The following is a 23,290-nucleotide window of genomic DNA, read 5'->3' on the forward strand; positions in this document are numbered from 1 at the left end:
CTAAATCTACTCATTTACCCAGAATTTGAAAACTGGTGACAATAGCTGTATAATTCAATTGCGCTTGATTCATGCGAGTTGCTCCCGGCTTAGTTGGTGTGATCACCGAACAAACACCTGGCACGAATGAATCATTAACTACAATTGAATATTTTTACCTCAAAGTCGCTTTCCTCGCGTCGGGGGAATTGTGGTCAAGCTTATTGTTGAGCGCAAGCCGAGCAGTAAGCAAGCAGTGATGCACTACTTTTTACATTGAGGAAGTTACACCGCAGACTTGGACTGGCTCTAGTGAAAGCTCTTCATGAGTAGATTTAGATAGGTTGTTAGAAGCGGTTGAATATCAAGATTTGTCGCCCTAAAATCTAAAGTCAAAAATCTAATATCTAAAATCCAATGATCAAGTTGGCAGCACGAGTGGGTGAGGTTCCTCCTTCTATAACCTTGGCGATCGCAGCTAAGGCAAAAGCTATGAGGGCCGAAGGGATTGATGTATGTAGTTTGAGCACGGGAGAACCCGACTTTGATACCCCAGAACACATTAAAGCGGCGGCAAAGCAAGCTTTGGATGCGGGGAAGACTAAGTACGGCCCCGTGGCTGGGGAATTGCAGCTAAAAGCTGCGATCGCCCGCAAACTCCAATCGGACAACAATCTTAACTATCAACCGGAAAATATCATTGTCACCAACGGCGGCAAGCACTCCCTCTACAATCTGATGATGGCTCTGATCGAGCCTGGAGATGAAGTAATTATTCCGGCTCCCTACTGGCTCAGCTATCCAGAAATGGTCAAACTCGCCAGCGGTAAGCCCGTAATTGTACGGACAGATGCTTCTACAGGATATAAAATTACACCGGAACAACTGAGTGCGGCGATTACTCCCAAAACCAAGTTATTTGTGCTGAATACGCCTTCTAACCCGACGGGAATGGTGTACACTCCAGCGGAAATTAAAGCGCTGGCCGAGGTGATAGTCGATCGAGATATTTTAGTCGTTTCTGACGAGATTTACGAAAAAATTATATATGACGGCGCCAAACACGTCAGCATCGGTTCCCTGGGCAAAGAAATCTTCGATCGCACCCTGATCAGCAGCGGTTTTGCCAAAGGTTACTCAATGACAGGCTGGCGGATCGGTTATTTAGCCGGGCCGATCGAATTAATTAAAGCCACCAGCACCATTCAAGGTCACAGTACCTCAAACGTGTGTACTTTTGCACAGTACGGCGCGATCGCAGCTTTGGAAAGCAGTCAAGAGTCTGTGGAAAAAATGCGGTTAGCTTTTGCCGATCGGCGTGAAGTAATATTTGAATTGCTTGAGGCGATCCCTGGAATTAGCTGCATCAAACCAGACGGTGCTTTCTATATGTTTGTCAATATCAGCAAAACTGGAATGACTTCTCTGCAATTTTGCGATGCTTTCTTAGAACAGCATCAAGTAGCAGTTATTCCAGGGATTGCTTTTGGTGCAGACGACCACATTCGCTTGTCTTATGCCACCGATTTAGGCACAATTAAAAAAGCGCTAGAAAGGCTCGATAAATTTGTTCGCAGCATCTAAAGATTAGTCATTAGTCATTAGTCATTTGTTAGTGATTAGTGATTAGCTAACTGCTCAAAAACCCCTGAAAAAACACAATAACCGCTGGTAAATTAGCGATCTTCTGTGCGATCGATTAACGACAATAAGTAAGGTTCGTAGTGCGGACTTAAGTCCGCACTACGAACTGTTTTTTATGGTAATCGAGCGGACATGATATGAATATGAATACTGAAACCATCTAAAATCGTTGGCTATCGTTCAGATTATCTAAAATCAACAGCGGTTATTGAGTAGTGCCACGATCCGTTATTGGTAGTAACTGCCCAACTGCCCAACTGCCCAACTGTCAACTGTCAACTGTCAACTGTCAACTGTCAACTGTCTAAAGCTGTTTCGTCATAATTTCCTTTAGTAAATCCAGCCCTTTCTTAACTCGCCGAGAAACAGTCACCGCGCTAATGCCCAAGCGTTCGGCAGTTTCCTTCTGCGTCAAATCGTACAGAAAAACAAACTCCAATATCTCCCGAGTCCGTTGTTCCAACATCGCCAAAGCTTGCTGTACGCGAATTTGATCTTCTTGCGCCAACTGAAAACTCCGATATTTGCTATCGGGCACCAATTCTCCCAGACAAGTCGCCCCCTCATCTTCATCCTGCACCGGCGCGTCTAAACTTAAAGGCGATCGATTGAGATGCGCTAACTTAATTTCTTGCCATTCTGCTACAGAAACCTCAAGCACTGCTGCTATTTCAGCATCCGTAGGTTTGCGGTTCAACTGCACCTGCAAATCCTTGATCGCTGCGACAGATTTGCGTTCCAGGGCCAACCAGTGGCGCGGAACTCGCACAGAAGGGCTTTTGTCCCGCAAGTAGTGTTGAATTTCGCCCCGAATGTAGGGAATTGCAAAGGAACTAAAAGCGTGTCCCTTCGAGATATCAAATCGCTCTATAGCCCTAATCAACCCAATGCACCCAACTTGCAGCAAATCGTCGTAGCTTTCAGAGCACTGATTGATCCAGTGGTAAACTTCTTTTCTCACCAGTCCAATATTCAGTTGAACTAACTGATTGCGGACTTCGTTCGAGCCAGAATTTTGGTACTCGCGCAACAATTGCAAATTTTCGCTTTTTAGCTCGTTGGGGATTGTGGTAGACATGGTGGCATAAGGGTTGGTAGAGCAGGGGACTGATGTTGCTTTAGACCGGGTTTTTAATCTAGTCTAAAAAAAATAATCTTGCTGTGGTGTAATCCTAGCACTTAAAAGCTGTGACAGCAGACACACCAGTTAAAGTTTGGGACTGTGCAAGGATTTGGCGGAGTCAGTCGATTTTAAATTTTAGATTTTAAAACTCCACAGATTAATTTGTGAGCTTCAACTTTGGTCTAAAATTTGGCGATCGACCCTAAGCGAGCGTCAGGGCTTCAGTTTTTGGTCGGGGTCATCCGAGAAGTGTTCAGCAAAATCCGTATTTCTACTGATGTTTATTTTTCACACCATATTGTAGTCGCAAATTTGTTTAAACGCAATACTTCAATTAATCAAAAATTCTAATTTAATAACTGGCAAGTCAATAACACTTTAATCATAAATTTAGTCATTAGTCAACAGTCTTCAGTTATCTTTCTAAAGACTGTTGGCTAATGAAGGGCGAGCAGTAGCTTTAGGACAAAAAACTGCTCGAGTTCGATCGATCGAGAAAGACAATTTTACGAAACAGAAGGCTCAATCCGAGCGTAAAATAAGCCACGAATTTTCACGTCCAGAGCAGGTCTAGCTCCCAAATCAGTATCAGAAGGCTGCACGCTTTCAAAAATCCCGCCGATTTCGCCAGTAGCGCTGTTGACCTTAGCAATTTGGAGAGAAATTTTGCCAGCCTTGGTACGCGTGTCAGCTAATTTAACATTAGACCGATTCAGCTTGGAATTGTCAGTAGCTGGCAAGGCGACAGCATTGTCGTATCCCGTCGATACACCGCGACCTTTAGGGTCTAAAAAGCCTGCGCTGCGGTAAGAAGGAACGTTAAATTCCCCTTGGAAATCGGTAGAAGTATTGAGCGCAACGACTCCCGGATCGGAAGTAGCCACTAACTCTTTAATGGTGAACAAGAAAGGTACTTGCTCTCCACCCGGTAACTGAACTGTAATTGCTTGAAAGTCCAAGCCGTCCTCTTCTTTAAAAGTCAGAGTACCGTCATTACCAACCTTGATCGTACCTTGAACTTGGTCAATGCTCGACGTGAACCGCGTCAACAATTTACCAGGTACAAATTCTGCCTCTTGGCGTTTGTTGGCTGCTTCTTCCTTCACAAAGTAAGTTGTGGGCTGCAAACACATACCAGTCAGTTTATAGGTGCCGCCCGCTTCAATCGGGATCGATCCCCGAGAAGTTTCTGCCAAGCTAGGGCAGTTATTAGCCAATCCCGTACCTCTAATCTCGTCGTAGGTGAGCAACTCGGTAGTCGCCACCGTGGTATCAGTAGGAGCAGAAGAACAAGCAACCAGCGCACTCATGCAAAATGCTAAAAGTGCAACAATTAAAGCACGATATTTCATAAAAAAAACTCGGTAACTGGGAAACTCACAGTCTTTAGACCTGAGAGAAAAACGACCAGGCGATTTCAATCGCCTTGAATCTTTCCATTACCGCCTTGGAGTTGTAAAAGTCCGGTGTACTTTTGTAATGTACTTTCGATGGGACAATTACCATCTCAAATCTTACAACCCTGTACGCATAATGTTCGCTCCTGATGGAGCCTCCCTTGCGGGGTAATGTTCGCCTCGACCTGGTTATAAAGGCTTGTTAGACCTGCGACACTGTTTCAGTGACTTTAAAACTGTTTAATCGCAGGTGACAGAGCGGAAAACTGGCGTCGCATTCGCCGGTGTCGTGACCTAAATAACGTCTCCTCCGTATAGGGGTCTGGTCAGAACAGCTTGCAATTTCTTACAAGCTCAGTGGCTTTTAGCCCTGAGTTCCTGACTCCCAACCTCAATATCCAACATCGGATTATATTAAGAAAAAGCCCTAGTTCGAGCAAAATATAATTGCCCGCCGGCAGGCTAGGCCAGCGCCATAGCAGCATTTAGATCCAGATGGCTCGCTTCACCGACACTGGCTTTCACTCAAAAAATCGAGCTAGTGCGGTGAAAATCAGCAAGAACTTATGATTTCTCAATCATGTTCGGATCGCAGCCCAATACACATGGTACGACGGGTTGTGCTCTTTTCCTGACTTGGATTGGAAATAAATCTTGCGATCGTCAACCCACTTAAGTTACGTTGCTTATTGGCCCCGAATGGCGATCGCCACTAGCTCGATTAGTCGGCTCACCAAAAGGCTGGGGACAAACGCCTTGTAGATTTCAAAGGAAGCAGCGGTATGGACAACGGCAAAAATTTAGAGTCAGAAAAGTTGCAGTCTCAACTGCAATCGCTGACAGAGGCGATTCGGACTTTAGCCGAAAGTTGTCAGGGAGACAGTGTGCTGCTTTTGACCCTGCTGCGGGCCCTGGAAGCTTCGCACCAGGAAATTCGGGACGGTTTGTTCCAAGCATCTTTTCCCGACAACCGCCAAGCAGTTTACAAACTGCTCAGGAATATTGAAGCCAATGGCGGCTGGCCTTACATCCAGCGTATGAAACTTCGATCGATCTTGGGGTACGCCCAACAATTATCTCCACTAGAAAACGATCCGGCCAAGTCTGAAAATGACTCGGCCGGGACTGAGGAAGACCTTAAATAGTGATGAGTTTTGAGTTGGTGACGTTGACATTAACTCAAAACTCATCACAGAAGGGCGCTGTTGCACCTAGAACCCGAAAGGTGTAGGAGGTACGGGTATCGGACTCGGCAGCATTGCAGGAAATACCGGCATCTGGCCGGGCATCGGCAAGAGTCCCGGACTCGGTGTCGGGGCGATCGAACTAATTGACACCATTGAATCAGGTACGGTAACAGTCGGCGCAGTCGGAATCCTCGAAACCGTCGGAGTTGGAGTCGTAGTCGTCGGAGTTGGAGTCGTAGTCGTCGGAGTTGGAGTCGTAGTCGTCGGAGTTGGAGTCGTAGCCGTCGGAGTTGGAGTCGTAGTCGTCGGAGTTGGAGTCGTAGTCGTCGGAGTTGGAGTCGTAGTCGTCGGAGTTGGAGTCGTAGTCGTCGGAGTTGGAGTCGTAATCGTAGTCGTCGGAGTTGGAGTCGTAGTCGTCGGAGTTGGAGTCGTTTCCGTTCCCGTAGTAGTCGTAGTCGTAGTCGTCGTAGTCGTCGTAGTCGTCGGCCTGGGGGAAAACGTCCCACTCACACTGATAAAATCAGTGGCATCGATCAGCGCCGACGGAGTGTTGACCAAAATTGCTAACAGCTTCCCGTCGATCGTAATTACCGTATCTCTGAGATTGGCACCATTACCTTGGCGAACTTGCAGTTGACTGAAAGATAAACTGCTCGGCAGTCCAAAGAAATCCTCAGCCTCATTGTAATCAGTAATTAAAACCAAACTTCCCGGGCCGGCTCCCAATCCAAAAATATCACTGCCGCTACCACCAGTTAGAGTATCCGAACCCTCACCTCCAACCAGAGAATCATTACCCTCTGCCCCAAATAAATTGTCATTGCCAAAACTACCCAAAATTGTATCGTCGCCCAGACCTCCGGCCAAAGAATCATCGCCAAAACCGCCGTCGAGAACATCATTACCTTTGCCACCAAATAGGAAATCATTACCTTCATCTCCCATGAGGCAGTCGTCACCTTGATCGCCGCGAAGGGTATCCAAACCGCTGCCACCAGAAAGTGTATCGTCAGCCTTGCCGCCGAATAGTTGATCGTTGCCGGATTCTCCCAAGAGCGAATCTCTGCCAGCATTCCCGTACAAAGTATCGTCACCGTCACTGCCGGCCAAATAGTCGTTGCCATCAAGGCCAAACAGTTGATCTCGCCCGCTACCGCCGTTGAGAGAATCGTTCCCAAAATCCCCGTAGAGATAGTCATCATCACTATTCCCGAACACGGAATCGTCGCCGTCATTCCCTCTGAGGGTATCGTTGCCAGTACCCCCGGCAATCACATCATTGCCTCCGTTACCACGAACCAAGTCGTCCCCTGCATCTCCCAACAAGCTGTCTAACCCGTCGTTGCCATCGAGAGTATCGTTACCCAAACCGCCGCGAACCGAGTCGTCCCCATTGCCACCGGAAAGAAAATCGCGGCCTTGGTTGCCAATGAGCTCGTCATTTCCTTCACCCCCAAGCAGCGAATCTGCTCCATCGCCTCCGAGAAGCTGATCCTTGCCTGCGTCGCCCTCTACGGTATCATCTCCATTCGCGCCCAGCAGTGTGTCATCGCCATCTAAGCCCCGAATTCGATCGCCCTGCGGAGTACCTAGAATAAAGTCGTTGCTGTCCGTGCCGATCAGGTTTGCCATAGGGAATACACCGCTCCTCAATAAAATAAATTGTTTTAAAGTATGTCAATCGCCTGCGTGACAAGGCATTGCTGCTTGCCTACGTTAGCATAGTTGAGATTTTGGCAAATTGCTGAAGCGGCGCGGGAAATTTTGCCAGTGTCTGGAGTGGTGGCAAATAGGTTCGATCGTTCCGAATGCGAGTCCTCGGATGGATGCGGACTAAAGTCCTCACTACAAACCTATGTTTAAAACCGCTATCATCACTAATGACTAATGTTCGCTCTTCTGGGACATCACTAATGACTTTCTTGACTAACAGGTAGGACGATCGCAAATTCAGTCCCCTCACCAACCGCAGAGTTGCAGCTCAACTTACCACCGTGGGTTTCCACAACGATTTGACGGGCGATCGCCAATCCCAACCCAGTACCTTTTCCTACCGCCTTCGTGGTGAACAAATGGTCAAAAATCCGCTGTTTCACAGATTCAGTCATCCCCGCACCGTTATCGGCAATTGTAATTTTGATATGGCGATCGCCCTCCAAACCGCTCCGCACCCTGATACAATTAGGATTCGCTTCAATTCGATCAAAACTGCGGCCTTGACTTGACTCATCTAGGGCATCGATCGCATTGCTGAGCAAATTCATAAAAACTTGGTTCAGTTGACCGGGAAAACATTCAATTCGAGGCAGATTTCCGTAATCGGTGACAACTTCGATCGCCGGACGGTGTTCGTTAGCTTTCAGTCGGTGTTTGAGAATTAAGAGCGTACTGTCAATCCCTTCATGAATATTAAAAGGAACTTTGTAGTCTTTATCGGCTCTGGAGAAGGTGCGGAGGCTCGTGCTGATACCGCGAATGCGATCGCACCCCACTTTCATCGACGACAGCATCTTGGGCAAATCTGCTAAGGCATACTCCAAATCAATATCCTCAGCATCTTGTTCGATTTCTTCGCCGGGATTTGGCAGCTTTTCTTGATATAATTTTAAGTGATTAATCACATCTTTGATGGTAGTCGTTGCTTCGTCAATATTGCCGTTAATAAAGCCGACGGGATTGTTGATTTCGTGGGCGACTCCGGCGACGAGATTGCCCAAGGCGGACATTTTTTCGCTCTGTACGAGCTGTAACTGGGCTTGCTGCAAGTCAAAGAGCGATCGTTCTAATTCTTGGGCATAAGCTTGAGATTGTTGGTACAAGCGGGCATTTTCGAGCGAGATCGCCGCTTGGGTGCACAACAGTTGGATGACTTGAGTGCGATCGCCCGTAAATGCCCCAATTGTCAAGTTATTTTCTAAATACAGCAACCCGATTAATTTACCTTGATGCAAAATCGGCGCGCACAGCACACTTGTGGGCTTTTTATCCATTAAATACGGCTCGGCAATAAAATCGTTTTGTGCTGCTGCATTATCCAAAACCACAGTTTTCCAAGTGCGCTTAACATAGTTGACTACAGCAGCAGGAACCGCCTCGCTAGCTGACAGCGGTACAGAGATTGAGATGACATCTTCCTTGAGGTAGGCTACAGTTTTAATCGCGAGATTCCCATCCTTAAGTAACAGCAGAACTGCTGTTGTAGCCCCAGTATTTTCCATCACCACAGACATCAGTGCCGCCAGCAATCTTTCTAATTCAATTTCACTCGATAGAGCTTGGGAAGCTTTGAGAATGGTATCGAAATCGAGGGGTTCCGAAATATTGCTGCTAGATTGATTTGTTGGGAATGTTTGATGTGATACTGACGATTTACCGATTGTTTCTCTGCGGATTTCGCTGAGTACAGAACGATTTTGTTGTGATTGTAATATGGGATAAAGAAGTTGGGGATAGCGTTTTTCTAAATCATCGATTTTGGCTTTGGCTCCCCAGCGGGCATAGCAGTAATACGCTTCCTGCATATAGCCTGCGGCGACTTTTTCTTTGCCCCAGTCGAGGTAGAATTTAGCTGCTAGTTCGTTGGCTAATGCTTCTTCTTGGATGTATTCGTTGGCTTTGGCTCCGGCGATCGCTTTGTCGTATAGCTCAATTGCTTCGGCTTTTTGTCCTAAAATTCGACTCTTTTCTGCCTCCACCAAGTCATATTTATGTTGAAAGTTCATCGGGGCATGGTAAGCGCGATGGTGCAGTTTAGCCTGGTTTGCAGAGACGCGATCGAGGACTGCCGTTTTGTCTATTACCTCCGAAAAGTCAACCAATGCTGTCAGAGAATCATAGAAGTAAAAAATGGGTATGCTAATCTGACCTGCCCCGGCTGCTAAGGTTTGGCGTGCTTGGGCCGCATTTTGTTTTGCTTCAACTATTTCGTTGAGCAAGTAGGAAGCTGTGAGCCGATAAACCCAATAACAATGTAATCCGGTTAAATCATTAGAAACAGTTAAGGTATGATGCAACTCTTTTTGGGCAGTCAATATAGACTCATTTTGTGTGGATAGCAATCGCTGGATAGTCTGCGAAAAAACAAAACAAGAGTTGGTGGTGGAAACAATCTTAAGCTTCAGGAGTGTGGCGATATAAATTTCTATTTCTGCAATCAATGTCGTTAATTCTTGACCAACAACATAGGAAAATTGACAAAAATTTGCAGCACTGTAGCCCGTATTTTCAAAATCACCCACTTCTAGCCCAATTTTGAATGCTTCTGTGAACAGAGGTAGACTGTTTTGGCAGTAGGATTTACAGTGAAGAATAAAGTTTCCGACGATGAAATTAACTTTTGCCTGAACAGTTTGCACTTTAAACTTTTCCGCCAGTTTCAATCCTAGCTGACCAAATTCATAGGCTGCCTCCAAGTCTTCTAAAACACCGCTTAATAAAACAGCATATCCACAGTAGCCAAAAGCAGAGAGGGCTGTGTTACCTGCTTGAATCGATAGTTTGACTTGAGCTAAAACGACAAAGGGAAGCAGTAAGGGGGCAGAGACGTAACACGTTGGAGTAATACTCGACAGTAATTGTATACTTGCCAAAGATACTGCATCTGTCATCACGGTTAGTTCGAGCAAATCATCGGCAGTTCTGCCCTTGATCAACGCCGCAATATCTTGCATGGCTGGGACGATATCTGCTGGTGTTGGTTGTTTGGGTAGATGAATATTAAATTGCTCTAGGGCATTCTGTGCGATCGCGATTGCCTCTGGAAACTGACTCTGAGTGCTATGGGCTTGAATCTGGATTTCATAGGTTTTCACCCGATCGAGAGGATCTAGTTTCTGAGCTAAAATCCTGTTCACCCACTGCTCCATCTCGACAAAATCGCCGTAGAGATAAGCTGCTGCTGCTGCACCTTCATGCAATGCCAATATCAGGCTGGGTTGGCTATGCCAGCCTAGATCATCTAGAAGCACTACACCTGTTCTGCAATACGTCAGAGCGAGTTCATAGGCATTAGCAGCTTTGGCTTTGCTTCCAGCAATTAAATTGAGTTGGGCGAGATTGGTTTTTTCAAGTGGATCTATCAGAAGTGCGATCGCGCGATTCCAGTGGTTGACAATCTCAAAAATATTGGCTTCTAGTTCTGCTTCTGGGGTGTTTTGTCGCAGCAAACGAGCAATGGTTAAATGAGTTGACTGTTGTTGTTCTTCTGGAATCAAGGAATAGGCGGCTTGTTGAACGCGATCGTGCAAAAAGCGATATTTGGGATTGACCGTATTTTGCGTATCCGATTTCTCTGTCCCCTGAAAGAACTTATAGACTTGGCTAGTAGGTAAAATTAAGCCTTCTTGCAACGCTTTCCACAAGGCTGTTGCAGCATCGGTTTGAGACTGCTCTGAAACTATCGCCAACGTTGTCAAATCAAACTGGTTGCCCACGCAAGCGGCTAACTTCAGCACCTGTTGGGTTTCGGCTGGCAATTTCTGCAATTGCAATGCCATAAATTCCACCACATCATCAGTGAGTGCTAGTGCATTCACTTGGGCAATATCACATTCCCAATAGCAGAGATCTCGCTCAAAAGTAATTTGTCCATCTGCGTGTAATGCTTTAAGAAACTGGGTGGTAAAAAAGGGATTACCTTGGGTTTTGCGATCGATTAACGCAGTCAAGGGTTGCGCCAGTTCCCTCGAACAATTCAACGTATCGGCAACTAGATGATTGGTATCCGCCAAATCTAGCGGTGCCAGGGTAATCGTATTGACGATCGCGTTCGCTTTTCTGATTTCTTCTACGGTCAAAATAAAGGGGTGGACGGGTGAGACTTCATTGTCCCGATAGGCTCCTAACATCAGTAAATAGCCATTGCCACTCATCAATAGCTTGATCGACTGTAGCGATGCGGAATCTGCCCACTGCAAGTCATCCAAAAATATCACCAGCGGATGTTCGGGTTTTGTGAACACCTGAATAAAGTTTTGGAACAGCAAATTAAACCGATTTTGTGCCGCTGTTCCCGATAATTCGAGTGCGGGTGGTTGTTGCCCAATAATTTTTTCTAGCTCGGGAATTACTTCAATGATAACTTGCCCGTTATCGCCCAGTGTTTGCAATATTTGAGTTTGCCAATTAGCCAAATTTTCATCACTTTCGCTGAGCAGTTGCCGCATTAAATCTCGAAAGGCTTGCACAAAAGCTGAGAATGGAATATTGCGGTTAAATTGGTCGAATTTGCCTTTGATGAAATAGCCGCGCTGTCGCACAATTGGTTTGTGGACTTCGTTAACTACAACTGTTTTCCCAATCCCTGAAAAACCAGCTACTAACATCATTTCGACCCCCCTGTGTCCCCCCTTGGTAAGGGGGGATGCAACGCGCTCAAAGGCTTCGAGTAGGGTTTTTACTTCGGTTTCTCTCCCGTAGAGCTTCTCTGGTATGATGAAGCGATCGCACAGATCCCTCTGGGCTATTGCAAAAATTCCAATTTGACCACTGTCCTGTAGTTGACGCAAACAAAATTCTAAATCAAATTTCAGCCCCACAGCGCTCTGATAGCGGTCTTCAGCATTTTTTGCCATCAATTTGCTGACAATCTGGGAAAGTACCTGCGGGATTTCCGGCTTCATGGAATGCAGTGATGGCGGTTGCTTGGCAATATGAGAGTGCACCAATTCCATCGGATCGTTGGACTGAAACGGCAATTCTCCCGCCAGCAATTCATAGAAAGTCACGCCCAAAGAATAGAAATCAGTTCGATAGTCAATGCCGCGATTCATCCTGCCGGTTTGTTCCGGAGACAAATAACAGAGTGTCCCTTCGAGCACGTTAGGATTCATCAGAGTTTGAGTTTCCCTCGGCAGCAAAGATGCGATGCTAAAGTCAATTAGTTTGACTTGTTTTGTTTCTGGATTAATTAAAATATTGGCGGGTTTAATGTCTTTGTGAATGATGCGGTGGCGGCAGAGTATATCTAATGTACTGCTGATGTCGATCGCCATTTGCAGAAAATCCCTCAAATTCGGCGCAGTTTCCGCTTGTTCCCTCCATTCCTTCAGAGAGATTCCCCCGAAGTCTTCCATTACCAGCGCATAGCTGTTTTGATAAGTTTCTAAGCTGTATGTTTCGATGATTCCGGGTAAATTGAGGTTTTTGGCAATGGTATATTGATTGCGAAATTGCACGAGTTCGCTAAAACTGGGATACTCGCTCCGCAGGACTTTGATGGCTACTGGCTGTTTGTCGCTAGTACGGAAACCTCGATAAACTAGGGTGCGAGTTCCTGAGTAAATGCGATCGACAATTTCATAACCTGTCAATGTAAAATTTTGAGTTGTCATACTTTTATTATTCGCCTCATCTGTGGGCTATTTGTAGCTTAACAGAAGAAAATTGAATTTCCAACTCCAGTGATTGTTAAGTAAAATGAACATGACATAGATCGCTCAATGGTTGTGATTCATGTCACTAAAATAACCCCCTTCTTAAACTAATCAGATTCTATTTTCATGAAAAACTAAATAGCAGCATCCAGATTGGAATCGTGAATAATAAAGTAACGCAGCCAATACCGATCGCAGTTACGGTCAATTCGCGATCGAGATTAAAAACTTCAGCCAGCAAAGTAGTACCAAAAGCCGGAGGCATTGCCATTTGCAGCACCAGCGAAAGCCGCGGCGCGCCCGTAATGCCAACAAACGTTAAACCCGCGCCAAATACCAAGGGAATTAACAGCATTTTAATTGACAGACAACTCAAAACTTGTTTGAGATTGTGCAAAGAATTCAACTTGCTCAACTGCATCCCGATTGTAATCAAAGATAAACTAATTACAGCCCAAGCACCTGTTGTTAACAATCCTTCGATTAATGTCGGCAGTGGCAAGCTGCGCGAAACAAATCCCATACCCAGAGCCCACAGTGCCGGATTCTGCAAAATTGCTCGCAGGGGACTTAACCAATGCTGGTGTAGATTGCTGTTACCGCAGCCAGAGGCGATCGCAATTCCGAGTAAATTGATTGCCGTACCAGTACCCAGCAAGTCGTAAAACAACCCCCAAGCAAAGTGTTCCGGGCCCAACAAAGACAAGGTGATGGGAATTCCTAAAAAACCCGTATTACCAAACATCGCCGCTAATAAAAAACTGCCTTGAGTCGGCAAACTCCAGGCGGTTTTGGCTTCCGAGGTATTTTTGCCTGGATTAATAGTCTTGAGACGTTCCTCGCCCCAGCCGAAATTTATCACAATCCAAGCAAGTCCGCCACCCGCTAGAATTGCCGCGCAAGCTATCAGCGGCGCCAGCAAAATAGGGCCAGAAAAATTGGCGTGGCGGATAAAAGTAACAATGCTCAGCGGTGTGCCAAAAAAGAACAGAAACTTGGCTAAATATGTAGAATAGCTTCTCGGTAGCAGGCGGCCGAGAATGAATCCAAACGCTACCCATCCGATTAAATTTAGATAGAGTTTGAGCAGCGGATTTGCTAAATTTAGCATTATTGATTAAATATTTTAGGACTTGCACGCGCGGTCATAAACCGAGTTTTTACGAATACTAAATCTGTAGGGTGCGTCAGCAACAGAATATGATGACTGCTCAAAAAAATCGCCCCTGACGCACCCTACAGTAACTAAGGTACGTTGTTGGGCTTTAGCCTCCTTTAGACTTATAGATAAAGAGGGCTAAAGCCCAACAACGTACCTCTCCCTACAATAACGATAATTTTCCTCAACAGGCCTTGACACCGACATAAACGCGTGTCAAGATAGTGTTGAGGAATAAATCAACATAGGTGAAAAGTATGGCACGGCAAGCAAAACAATCATCTCAAATCAAAAGTTCCAGCAGCCAAGCAGCCTCGAATAATCGCACCAAATTTACCCTCTATAATTTTGCCGGAAATGAAAAGGCATTCTATTTAGTCGATCGCCTCAATCTCGAAAGAACACCAGGCGATATCCCCGAAAAATCCGTTGCCCACAGCATCATCATTATCGATCGCTCCGGCTCGATGTATTATGACTTAAAACCGCTGAAAGAGACCCTAGTCAAGCTTTTGACTTTAGACGAATACAACAATTACCAACTAATTGTCAGCCTCATTTCCTACGCTGACCACGGAGACGTAATTAGTCACTTTCAGCGAATTTCCATTCAAGAAGTGACGAAGATTGACTCTCAATACATCAAACAAATTAAAAATATCCAAACCGCTGGCTGTACCTGCATATCCCAGTCGATGCAGCTTGCTAAATCTCTCGTAAAAGCGGGAGAAGTGACAGCAATTAACTTGCACACAGACGGTTACGCAAATGACCCAAGTCCTAATGCCGAAGCAGCAAAACTAGCGGAAATTTGTGACGAACTTAAGGACATGGATGTGTTTGCCAACACGATATCCTATGCTTCTGCTGACTTCAAACTGCTCTCGAAAATCGCCAACACTTTATCGGGAAATTGCATCCGCGCTGGCGAAGTTAAAATGGTTTACGATGCTCTGTACGACAGCACTAAACTGTTAGGTGATTCGGTGGCGCCGCCGCTGGAAGAACCGTTAATCAAGGAATACGATTATCAAGTTTTTGTTTCCAAAAGCGGCAAGAAAATCAGCGGTTCATCGAGTACGCTGAAAATCTGCGGGCTGAAAGCAGACGATGCGGGACTGTTTTACAAGTATCAGCAAGTCACCAAAGATGAGTATGACAAATTAGAGGTTCCGGTTGCTCAAACTGATGAGTCGGTGTTTGCTTTTGCGAAAGCTAACCTCGCTGACGGCAATTTGAATACGGCGAAGTATGCGCTGGCGAGCACCTTCGATGCTACTTTGACGGAAAAACACGCTAAAGCTTTGACAAATGCTCAAATAGCGGAGTTTACGGAGGATTTGGAACGGGCTGTGTTTGCGCCGGATGTGTTGCAAAATCATGAAATTGGCGATCGGGTAAAAGTCAGTGATAAAATTTCCCTGCTGGAGTTGATCGAGATATTGGAGGAAAACAGCAACAGCATCATCATCAACTTGAAACACTTGCAAGAAAACTATCAGCGCAAAGGTTTGAAGCGAGTTGAAGGAAAGCGAGACGAAAACGGCAACCTTGTCAAGCCTTGGCTGAAAACAGAATTCTTAGATGGCGGCGAATACGTGCGGATGGGTTCATTTGCGATCAATCAAAATACCGCTACCATCAATATGCTGATTACCAGGAAAGTTAAACTGGTAAAAGTTGAGGATGGAAGTGCGATCGCAGAAGTGGCAGGAATTCTGGTGACAGACCTCAATACTTTCAACAATTATACCATTGTCAGCGACGGCGAAGTTAATATCAAGTCGCTGCGAACCAAAATCAGCAGCCAAGCAGTGTTTGATTTGCTCAAAAAATGCGGTGTGCTCGAACAAGACGGCTCGCCTGCGGGAGATTTTGACTTCCATTCGGAGTACGATCTTAACTTAGACAGTTTGCCGCTAGTGCCTTTTGACGGGCGTTACGGCAGCCTTGACGGAGTGTTTGAGGAACTCGCCAACATTAAAATTCTCTCCAGCATTCTCTCGGCTCATTTGAAGGAAGCATCCGAGAGTTATACGGCTCAACAGTTGGAAGAGTTGAAACAGCACTATCTGTCAAAAAGCCTTTACCTCAACTTTCCGACGACGACGGAGTACACAGAGTTAAAAAGTGCGATCGCCAATGGTACAGTAGATTCGCGAGTCAGCTACAAAATCGACATCGGCAGCAAAAATATCCTCAACTTCGGCAAATTGCACTCAGCCAACAAATTTCTCGATCGCCTCTACGAAGTTTACCACAAAAACACGGGCGAAAAGCTAGCAAAACCGACATTTGACATCACCTTAGATGAGCCTGTCGTCTTCGCACACAAAACAGTTTCATCCCGCACCAAAATCACCAAAGTTGACGACTTAATGAAGCTGATTTTCGATGACTTTTTGGGCTTGGAAAATAACGGAATTGTTAGCGCCACCTTAGAAAAAGTGGGTGCAGAAAGTTTGCTGAGGCTTCTGCAAGCAAAATGGCAGGAAAAAGATGTCAAGCGAGACGAATTTGTCGCTGCTTTAGCTAGTGCAAACGAGCAACTGGAAACCTACGCCGAAAAAGTGTACAGTGAGAAAGTTTCGCCGCTAGTTTTCTACATCGGTTCAACCGGACTTATTCCCGATGAAATGGAGGCTAAGGCGGCGGCTGCTGATGAAATTGGTGCTAAATACAGCAACTTGCAATTCTCTAAAGATGAGCAAGAGGGGATGTTTTTTGAAGTCGGCGACTGCATTATCAGCGTGTACGCTAAGAATGAGTATTTCACGGTAGGTAAGTAAAAACTATGGTGGGCATTATTTGCCCACCTTGGTTAAATATGTGTGATTGAAATTAACCGCAAAGGCGCAGCAGTAGCGACTAGGAAATAGCTAGATGAGACCAGTGTTAGGTTGCCAATACAAAAGGAGCGATCGCAAATCTTCTACGATCGCAATTCTTCTGGCTCGTAACTTTCCTTTGGTGTTGCTTTTGCAAAATTTATCCTATGGTATGATAAATATCTACGTTCTGTCACAAAAAATAGTAGCTAAATTATCTGCAATTAGGTTAGAATGATATTAAGCAAATTCTCAGACGGAGGGCAAGCCAATGACACAAACATTATCAATGTCTGTTCTCTATAAAAAACTCTCGGCGATCGGTTTCCCAAAACGTTTCGTTCAAGAAAAAGGCTTGCCCAGTTGGTGGAATGAAGAATTAGACAATAAACCCGTCGCCGTCCTAGAGGGCGCTGGTCATATTGCCCAACGTCTGCACCTAGACCTCAAAAGTCTTTTAGCTGAGAATCAGGCCCCTCAGTTTAAGCCCTTACTCCATACCAAGTTCAAGTACCATCAACAGGATAAAGCAGACGTACCTGAGGTTGCTCATCAACTTGCCTCACGGGTTGCGGAAGTGGTCGCTGATACTATAAAGCTCGAATTTAAACCCATCCCATCTGACCCTCATCAAGTCCGATCAGAGATTGTTGCCAAACATCCTCAAGTCACTTTGTACAGCTTGCTCGATTACTGTTGGGAACATGGTATCGCTGTTGTCTATTTTAAGAATTACCCTAAAAACACCCGAAAAATTACAGGCATGATCCAATGGCAATATGATTATCCCGTGATTGTCTTGAGTAATAGTCTTACTAACTCGGCATGGTTAGCTTTCGATCTTGCTCATGAACTGGGTCATCTTGCCCTTGGTCATATTAAAGTTAAAGAAGGTATTTTGATTGATGATGATATTAAGCAAGACTCTGACGATCGAGAAGAAATAGATAGCAATCAGTTTGCAGTTAAACTGCTAGTCAACAGTTTTGATAACTCCCTCGGCAATAAAAAGTTTAACAATGCACAAAACCTAAAAAATAAAATTTTTCAACTTCTTGAAAATGACTCTACCATCGATCCATCTGCATTAGCTTTAAATTATGGCTGGTATAATAAAAAATATTTTGCATTATCTATGAAATGTGTAAATTTAATTAATGCTCCTAAAGAAGGACAAAAAACTATTAACAAATTTTTAGAGCAGCATCTAAATTGGGATGAATTAGGTGACGATAATGCTGATTACTTAGACCAAATTTTAGGAGAATAGCTTTGTCTAGTTGTATCTATTGTATCGATAATGACATTGTCAAAAAGCTTGCTACATTCCAGCTATTCGATAATACTCTTAAATTATTTGATGCTAGTTATGAGCAAGTTAATATCCTAGAGACGGCAAAATATAAATTTGAAAAGGATTGGAAAAATTTTGAAGCAGGTAAACGTCAAAAAACAGAAGATCGTGTTATTAATTATAAACAAGTTCTTTACCTTACTAGAACTTTAGAAAACATATCTGAAGCCGATATTGACCAAGAAATTTTTATCCAGTTATCCAGTATTGAAAATATCGATCAAGGTGAAGCAATTCTCACAAGTCATGCTATCAAAGTTATTCAAGATGATAAATATGCTCAGATTTTTACTGGAGATAAAAGATTCATTAAAGCCTTAGCAAAAGTTAACTTACCTATCATTCAAGAGTCTCTAAATCATAGATTATGGTGCTTAGAGCAACTTGTTCTCAGAAATATTGAAGCCGATGGCTTTGAGACTATTCGGGAGCTCATTGTTCCTGTTCGAGAATGTGATAAAGCAATTAAAAATGTTTTTGGTTCAGGGCTTAAATCAACACCTGAGAACTCCCTAGATACCTTAAAAAAGTATATTGAGGAGTGTCGGGAGGAGGCAGGTAATCTACTAAATCCTTACAAGTAGATTTAAGTGTGACACTTAGCCTTAGTCCTAGCTTAAAACGGGATTTCCTCATCTTCATCTTCCACAGTCTTGGCCGTCATCCGCCAACTGGTAATATACTCAATCTGCACATCAATTGTGTTAATCGCATCCCCCAACTGCTTTTGGATGTATTGAGTCAGCGTCACCATAAAATCTAACTCAACTCCCGCAGATTGCACAAGTTTAGCCAAGCTAGCAAAATCTACCTTCAAAATCGAAGAACTAGATAACTTAAAATCGGGAGTATTGCTCTTATTTTGTACCAACATTGCTTTTTTAATCCGTTCTTTCAGATGCTCAACTTCCGAATCCAGCAACTTCCATTCAGGCAAAATTTCTTGATACCTTTTCCCCAATGCTGTTAAATCCTCACTCTCGGGTTCCGGCGCAATTTTCTTAGTAGTAGATTTTCGCCGCTGCTGTACATTAGAATTCAACCGCCAACTAGCAATATCCTCAACTTGCAAAGATGGGTGAGTGATGAGTTGTCCTAACTGTTTTTGAATTTCTTTCGTCAGCGTCACCGGAAAATTTAAATCAATTTGCTGAGTTTGTGTCAGTCTCGCCAGCGTCATAAAATTAACTTTCATCGTTATCGAACTGGAAAGCTGAAAACAAGAGCTATCTTTGAGCTTTTGCGCCATCATTCCTGCTTTAAATCGTTCTTTCACTTCAGCAATTTCTGCATCTAGCGGCTTCCACTGAGATTCTATTTGCTGATATTTTTTCCCCAAGGATATCAAGTTTTCCGTTGCGGGTTCGGGGTAAGATTGGGCAAGGATTTCTAGCAAGCGGCTGTGCACTTTAGCTAAATAAACCGCGTCCATCTTGGCATATTCTAGCTGCTTATCACTCAGGGGACGCTTTGCCCAATCGCCGCTTTGTTCTGTTTTATCTACATAAGTAATGCCGCAAAGTGTTTCGATTAAGGTTTTGAGTTGTCGGTTGGGTAAGGGGAGGATATAAGCTGGAATCTGTCTCGACATTTTTAATGTACAAGTGACATTTTTGGCGTCGTCATTACCCAAAAATCTGATGTCATAGCTGGCGCTGTGGAAGACTTTTTCAATATTTGGATTTACCATGATTTGGTTGATGAAGTCTTTTGCCAATTCAGGTTGATCTAAGACATCTAGTAGAAAGGTGGCATCTCCTGTCGAATCGGTGGAGTCTGCTAACACTTGAATTAGAGATAATCTGGGGTTCGATTTATAGTCTGCTATTTCTGTGTCAACCCACAGGATTTTAGATTGCGAAAATTTAGCGATGAGTGCTTTGATGTCGTTTGCTGCTGTTAAATAAGGCATTTTTACAGACTTTTACTATTAACTTTACGCTTATATTATGCTATAGCAATTATCGTGTCAATTGTCAATGATTGAAGTGCCGGACATGGAATTGCACATTAGTGTCAACTTAAAGTCAGTCCTCATACAAATTAGGTACGTTGTTGGGCTTTAGCCCTCTTTATAAGACTAGGAAAGAGGGCTAAAGCCCAACTACGTACCTTAAAAAGGAGTAAGGTGCACCGCAGCACACCCTACAAACTATTAACTTAGGACTCTTCTGTCGCTTCCTCAGATTGCGCTTCTTCGATCGACTCTTCACCCGAAGCCGGCACCAAAGCCACAGCTACGATCGAATCATCCTCATCCAAGCGCTGCACCCGCACACCCGTTGCAGTACGCGATTGCGTGGAAATTGCACTCACAGCTTGACGGATAATAATACCTCGGTTGGTAATAATCATCAATTCGTCATCTGCGTTGACAATTCGCAGCGCTGCTACCTGATCCTTACCTTTCTTCGACTTGAATTTAGTAGCAGTCAATCCCTTGCCAGCACGTCTTTGGAGGCGGAATTGAGAAACAGGAACTCGCTTGCCGTAACCGTTGGTGGTGATGACCAAAACGCTAGGAACTTCGCTGCTAACGGCGGGAATTTCTTCGGCATCTTCGCCTTCAACTTCCTCAGCATCCAGTTCTAATTCTTCGTCTTCCAATTCCACATCTTCAGCAATTTCGGCTCCTTCAAATTCCGATTCGCCCGTTTCTAAGAGAGCAACTTCTGTTCCTTCCAATTCTGAATCTTCTGTGTCAGCAATTTCGGCAACAATGGAACTTGGCAAGATGTCCATGCTGATCAACTCATCGCCCGATCGCAATTTCATTGATTTCACACCCCGAGTCGCGCGGCCAACCGGACGCAACTGCTCGTGATTGGTGCGGAAGTGAATCGCCATACCTTGGCGCGTACCGATGATAATGCTGTCACCAACTCTTGCTCTCCGCACCCAACGCAATTGATCGCCTTCTTCTAGAGAAATCGCGATTAATCCGTTAGTGCGGATGTTGCCAAAAGCTGAAAGTGCGGTTTTCTTGATGTAGCCGCCGCGAGTCAACATCACCAAGTATTCTTCGCTGGTGAATTCTGTAACTGACACCATAGAAGTGATTTTTTCTTCTATAGGAATCGGCAGCAGTTGTACCACGGGAGTACCGCGAGCCGTGCGGGAACAAACGGGAATTTGATAAGCTTTGACAGAGTAAACTACGCCCCGATCGCTAAAGAACAAAACGCTATCGTGATCGCAACAGGAAAGGAAATGTTCTACTCCGTCATCTTCCTTCATTTTCGCGCCTGCTTTGCCGCGAGTAGCGCGACTTTGGGCCTCGAAAGTGCTGACAGGCATCCGCTTGATGTAGCCTTGCTCTGTGATCAGAATAATTGCTTGTTCGTTGGCAATTAAATCTCTTTCATCGATTTCTCCTTCGGCGTGTTCGATGATACTGCGCCTGGGAGTAGCGATTTTGGTTTTGATTTCGAGTGCTTCGACTTCGGCGATTTCTAAGATGCGTTCCCGACGCGCTAAGATATCTTCCAAATCGGCGATTTTAGTGCGAAGTTCTTCGTGTTCTTGCTGAATCTTTTGCGCTTCTAATGCTGTCAAACGCCGCAGTTGCATTTGCAGAATTGCATCAGATTGTTGTTCGGAAAGACCGTAATTATCGATCAATTCTTGTTTGGCAGCGGCGGAGTCGGCAGCGGCACGAATTAGGTGAATAATGGCATCTAAATTGTCTAGGGCAATTAATAAGCCTTGCAGGAGATGGTCGCGTTCTTCTGCTTTGCGGAGTTCGTATTGAGTCCGGCGAGTAATTGTCTCAATGCGGAAGTCTAGGAAGACATTGAGGAATTGTGAGAGCGTCAGTAGTTGGGGTTCCCCGTTTACTAGCGCTAACATATTGGCTCCAAAATTTGATTGGAGCGGTGTTTGTTTGTAGAGGTTGTTGAGGACGACGCGGGGATAGGCGTCGCGTTTGAGTTCGATCACGATCCGCATTCCGTCTCTATCGCTTTCGTCGCGAATGTCGGAAATCCCATCTAATCTTTTGTCGTTTACCAGTTCGGCAATTTTCTCAATTAACGCTGCCTTGTTTGTTTGGTAAGGCAATTCGGTGATAATAATTGCTTCTTTGTCGGGGCGGCCGGCGTGTTCGATGGTTTCAATGCCGGCGACTCCGCGCATTGTAATCGAGCCGCGCCCGGTGGTGTAAGCATCGCGAATGCCGCCTCTGCCGAGAATTTGCCCGCCGGTGGGAAAGTCTGGGCCGGGGATGTACTGCATCAATTCCAGGTCGGTAATTCCTGGATTGTGGATTAGGGCTAAGAAACCGTCGATTATTTCGCCCAAGTTGTGCGGCGGAATGTTGGTTGCCATCCCGACGGCAATCCCGGAGGAACCGTTGAGCAAAATTTGGGGGATGCGTGCGGGGAGTACGAGGGGTTCTTGTTGGGAACCGTCGAAGTTGTCGCCGAAATCTACTGTTTCGCAGTCGATGTCGCGCAGCATGGAGTCGCTCGTCAGGGCTGTGAGGCGACATTCGGTGTACCGCATGGCAGCGGGCGGGTCGTTGTCAACGGAGCCGAAGTTGCCGTGGCCGTTGATCAGGCGTTCGCGCATGGAGAAATCTTGAGCCATCCGCACCAGGGCGTCGTAAACTGCTGTATCTCCGTGCGGGTGATACTTGCCCAGCACCTCCCCGACGACGCGGGCGCATTTGCGGAATGGTCGATCGGGAGTCAAGCCCAATTCGTTCATGGCGTAGAGAATGCGTCGGTGAACGGGCTTGAGACCGTCCCTAGCATCTGGTAGCGCCCGACCGACTATGACGCTCATGGCGTATTCCAAGTACGATCGGGACATCTCACCACCCAGATCCGTCGGGATTATCCGCGACTCAGAGATACTCATAGGTTGAAAAACTCCGCTAAAACTTTAAATTTGACCGCTATAAATCCCAAAAATGCGATAAAATCGATCTGGATTCAGTTGAGCTGCCAAATATTGCAAATTACTCCTAAAATTATATCACAATTTGCCCTTAACTTTATGGGAAAGTTGGCAGAAAAATTAAGGGACGAAACAAGGGAAATTCGTAAGGAAAGCAGTTGGTGATTTAGTCATCAATTGGCAAAAGCTAGAAAGGTTTTTTTAGGCGGTCGGGTTTCATGCTTTGGTGAGTTTTTTTGAGGGCTATATAAAAAATCAAAATGGTGGCCCGATCGCAATTTTAATTTCACAAAACCGAAGGCTTTCTTAAAGCAAACTAAAAATCTAAAATCCAAAATCTAAAATCT

The 23,290-nt window shown here is 45.1% G+C and carries 12 protein-coding genes; 5 read left to right on the forward strand and 7 right to left on the reverse strand.

Annotated elements, in window-relative coordinates; all coding sequences use genetic code 11:
• The first annotated feature begins 396 nt into the window (after positions 1-396).
• Positions 397-1,563 (forward strand): pyridoxal phosphate-dependent aminotransferase, encoded by a 1,167-nt coding sequence (locus tag QZ938_RS20815; RefSeq protein ID WP_293147307.1) that lies wholly within the window; start codon positions 397-399, stop codon positions 1,561-1,563.
• Between the two features lie 364 nt (positions 1,564-1,927).
• Here QZ938_RS20815 and QZ938_RS20820 read toward each other — a convergent pair whose 3' ends face one another.
• Both QZ938_RS20820 and QZ938_RS20825 read right to left on the reverse strand, forming a co-directional pair.
• Positions 1,928-2,701: an RNA polymerase sigma factor SigF gene (locus QZ938_RS20820; protein ID WP_293147305.1), complete on the reverse strand. Its 774-nt coding sequence runs from the start codon at positions 2,699-2,701 to the stop codon at positions 1,928-1,930.
• Positions 2,702-3,252: 551 nt separating this feature from the next.
• Entirely contained in the window at positions 3,253-4,098 is an 846-nt protein-coding gene (locus QZ938_RS20825) for a photosystem II manganese-stabilizing polypeptide (RefSeq protein ID WP_293354062.1), read from the reverse strand.
• 827 nt (positions 4,099-4,925) lie between these two features.
• Here QZ938_RS20825 and QZ938_RS20830 point away from each other — a divergent pair.
• Positions 4,926-5,288, forward strand: coding sequence for a hypothetical protein (locus QZ938_RS20830; RefSeq protein ID WP_293147301.1), 363 nt, complete (start codon positions 4,926-4,928; stop codon positions 5,286-5,288).
• Positions 5,289-5,354: 66 nt separating this feature from the next.
• On the opposite strand, the gene QZ938_RS20835 is transcribed toward QZ938_RS20830, so the two are convergent.
• The 3 genes from QZ938_RS20835 to QZ938_RS20845 all read right to left on the reverse strand — a co-directional run bounded on the left by QZ938_RS20835 (position 5,355) and on the right by QZ938_RS20845 (position 13,814).
• Positions 5,355-6,962 (reverse strand): calcium-binding protein, encoded by a 1,608-nt coding sequence (locus QZ938_RS20835; protein ID WP_293365634.1) that lies wholly within the window; start codon positions 6,960-6,962, stop codon positions 5,355-5,357.
• Between the two features lie 278 nt (positions 6,963-7,240).
• Positions 7,241-12,661 carry an ATP-binding sensor histidine kinase gene (locus QZ938_RS20840; protein WP_293354058.1) on the reverse strand — a complete coding sequence of 1,807 codons (5,421 nt, stop codon included), beginning with the start codon at positions 12,659-12,661 and terminating at the stop codon, positions 7,241-7,243.
• A gap of 166 nt (positions 12,662-12,827) precedes the next feature.
• Positions 12,828-13,814: an AEC family transporter gene (locus tag QZ938_RS20845; protein ID WP_293332151.1), complete on the reverse strand. Its 987-nt coding sequence runs from the start codon at positions 13,812-13,814 to the stop codon at positions 12,828-12,830.
• Between the two features lie 305 nt (positions 13,815-14,119).
• On the opposite strand from QZ938_RS20845, the gene QZ938_RS20850 reads away from it, so the two are divergent.
• The 3 genes from QZ938_RS20850 (at position 14,120) to QZ938_RS20860 (ending at position 18,628) form a co-directional block, all read left to right on the forward strand.
• Positions 14,120-16,651, forward strand: a complete 2,532-nt coding sequence (locus tag QZ938_RS20850) for a VWA domain-containing protein (RefSeq protein WP_293354056.1) — start codon at positions 14,120-14,122, stop codon at positions 16,649-16,651.
• A gap of 310 nt (positions 16,652-16,961) precedes the next feature.
• Entirely contained in the window at positions 16,962-17,960 is a 999-nt protein-coding gene (locus QZ938_RS20855) for an ImmA/IrrE family metallo-endopeptidase (RefSeq protein WP_293332157.1), read from the forward strand.
• Between the two features lie 2 nt (positions 17,961-17,962).
• Positions 17,963-18,628: a hypothetical protein gene (locus QZ938_RS20860; protein WP_293354054.1), complete on the forward strand. Its 666-nt coding sequence runs from the start codon at positions 17,963-17,965 to the stop codon at positions 18,626-18,628.
• A gap of 32 nt (positions 18,629-18,660) precedes the next feature.
• Here QZ938_RS20860 and QZ938_RS20865 read toward each other — a convergent pair whose 3' ends face one another.
• Positions 18,661-19,956, reverse strand: coding sequence for a ribonuclease D (locus tag QZ938_RS20865; protein WP_293354052.1), 1,296 nt, complete (start codon positions 19,954-19,956; stop codon positions 18,661-18,663).
• Between the two features lie 248 nt (positions 19,957-20,204).
• Positions 20,205-22,904, reverse strand: a complete 2,700-nt coding sequence (gene gyrA, locus QZ938_RS20870; RefSeq protein ID WP_293354050.1) for a DNA gyrase subunit A — start codon at positions 22,902-22,904, stop codon at positions 20,205-20,207.
• Positions 22,905-23,290: the final 386 nt, after the last annotated feature.

Origin of the sequence: Microcoleus sp. CAWBG27 (genome assembly GCF_020883145.1) — a bacterium.
Lineage (GTDB): Bacteria > Cyanobacteriota > Cyanobacteriia > Cyanobacteriales > Microcoleaceae > Microcoleus.

Coding starts and splice junctions, on each gene's coding strand:
- QZ938_RS20855 (WP_293332157.1), top strand. CDS start 16,962: ATGACACAAACATTATCAATGTCTGTTCTCTATAAAAAACTCTCGGCG.
- QZ938_RS20825 (WP_293354062.1), bottom strand. CDS start 4,098: ATGAAATATCGTGCTTTAATTGTTGCACTTTTAGCATTTTGCATGAGT.
- QZ938_RS20865 (WP_293354052.1), bottom strand. CDS start 19,956: ATGCCTTATTTAACAGCAGCAAACGACATCAAAGCACTCATCGCTAAA.
- QZ938_RS20820 (WP_293147305.1), bottom strand. CDS start 2,701: ATGTCTACCACAATCCCCAACGAGCTAAAAAGCGAAAATTTGCAATTG.
- QZ938_RS20815 (WP_293147307.1), top strand. CDS start 397: ATGATCAAGTTGGCAGCACGAGTGGGTGAGGTTCCTCCTTCTATAACC.
- QZ938_RS20835 (WP_293365634.1), bottom strand. CDS start 6,962: ATGGCAAACCTGATCGGCACGGACAGCAACGACTTTATTCTAGGTACT.
- QZ938_RS20830 (WP_293147301.1), top strand. CDS start 4,926: ATGGACAACGGCAAAAATTTAGAGTCAGAAAAGTTGCAGTCTCAACTG.
- QZ938_RS20840 (WP_293354058.1), bottom strand. CDS start 12,661: ATGACAACTCAAAATTTTACATTGACAGGTTATGAAATTGTCGATCGC.
- QZ938_RS20845 (WP_293332151.1), bottom strand. CDS start 13,814: ATGCTAAATTTAGCAAATCCGCTGCTCAAACTCTATCTAAATTTAATC.
- QZ938_RS20850 (WP_293354056.1), top strand. CDS start 14,120: ATGGCACGGCAAGCAAAACAATCATCTCAAATCAAAAGTTCCAGCAGC.
- gyrA (WP_293354050.1), bottom strand. CDS start 22,904: ATGAGTATCTCTGAGTCGCGGATAATCCCGACGGATCTGGGTGGTGAG.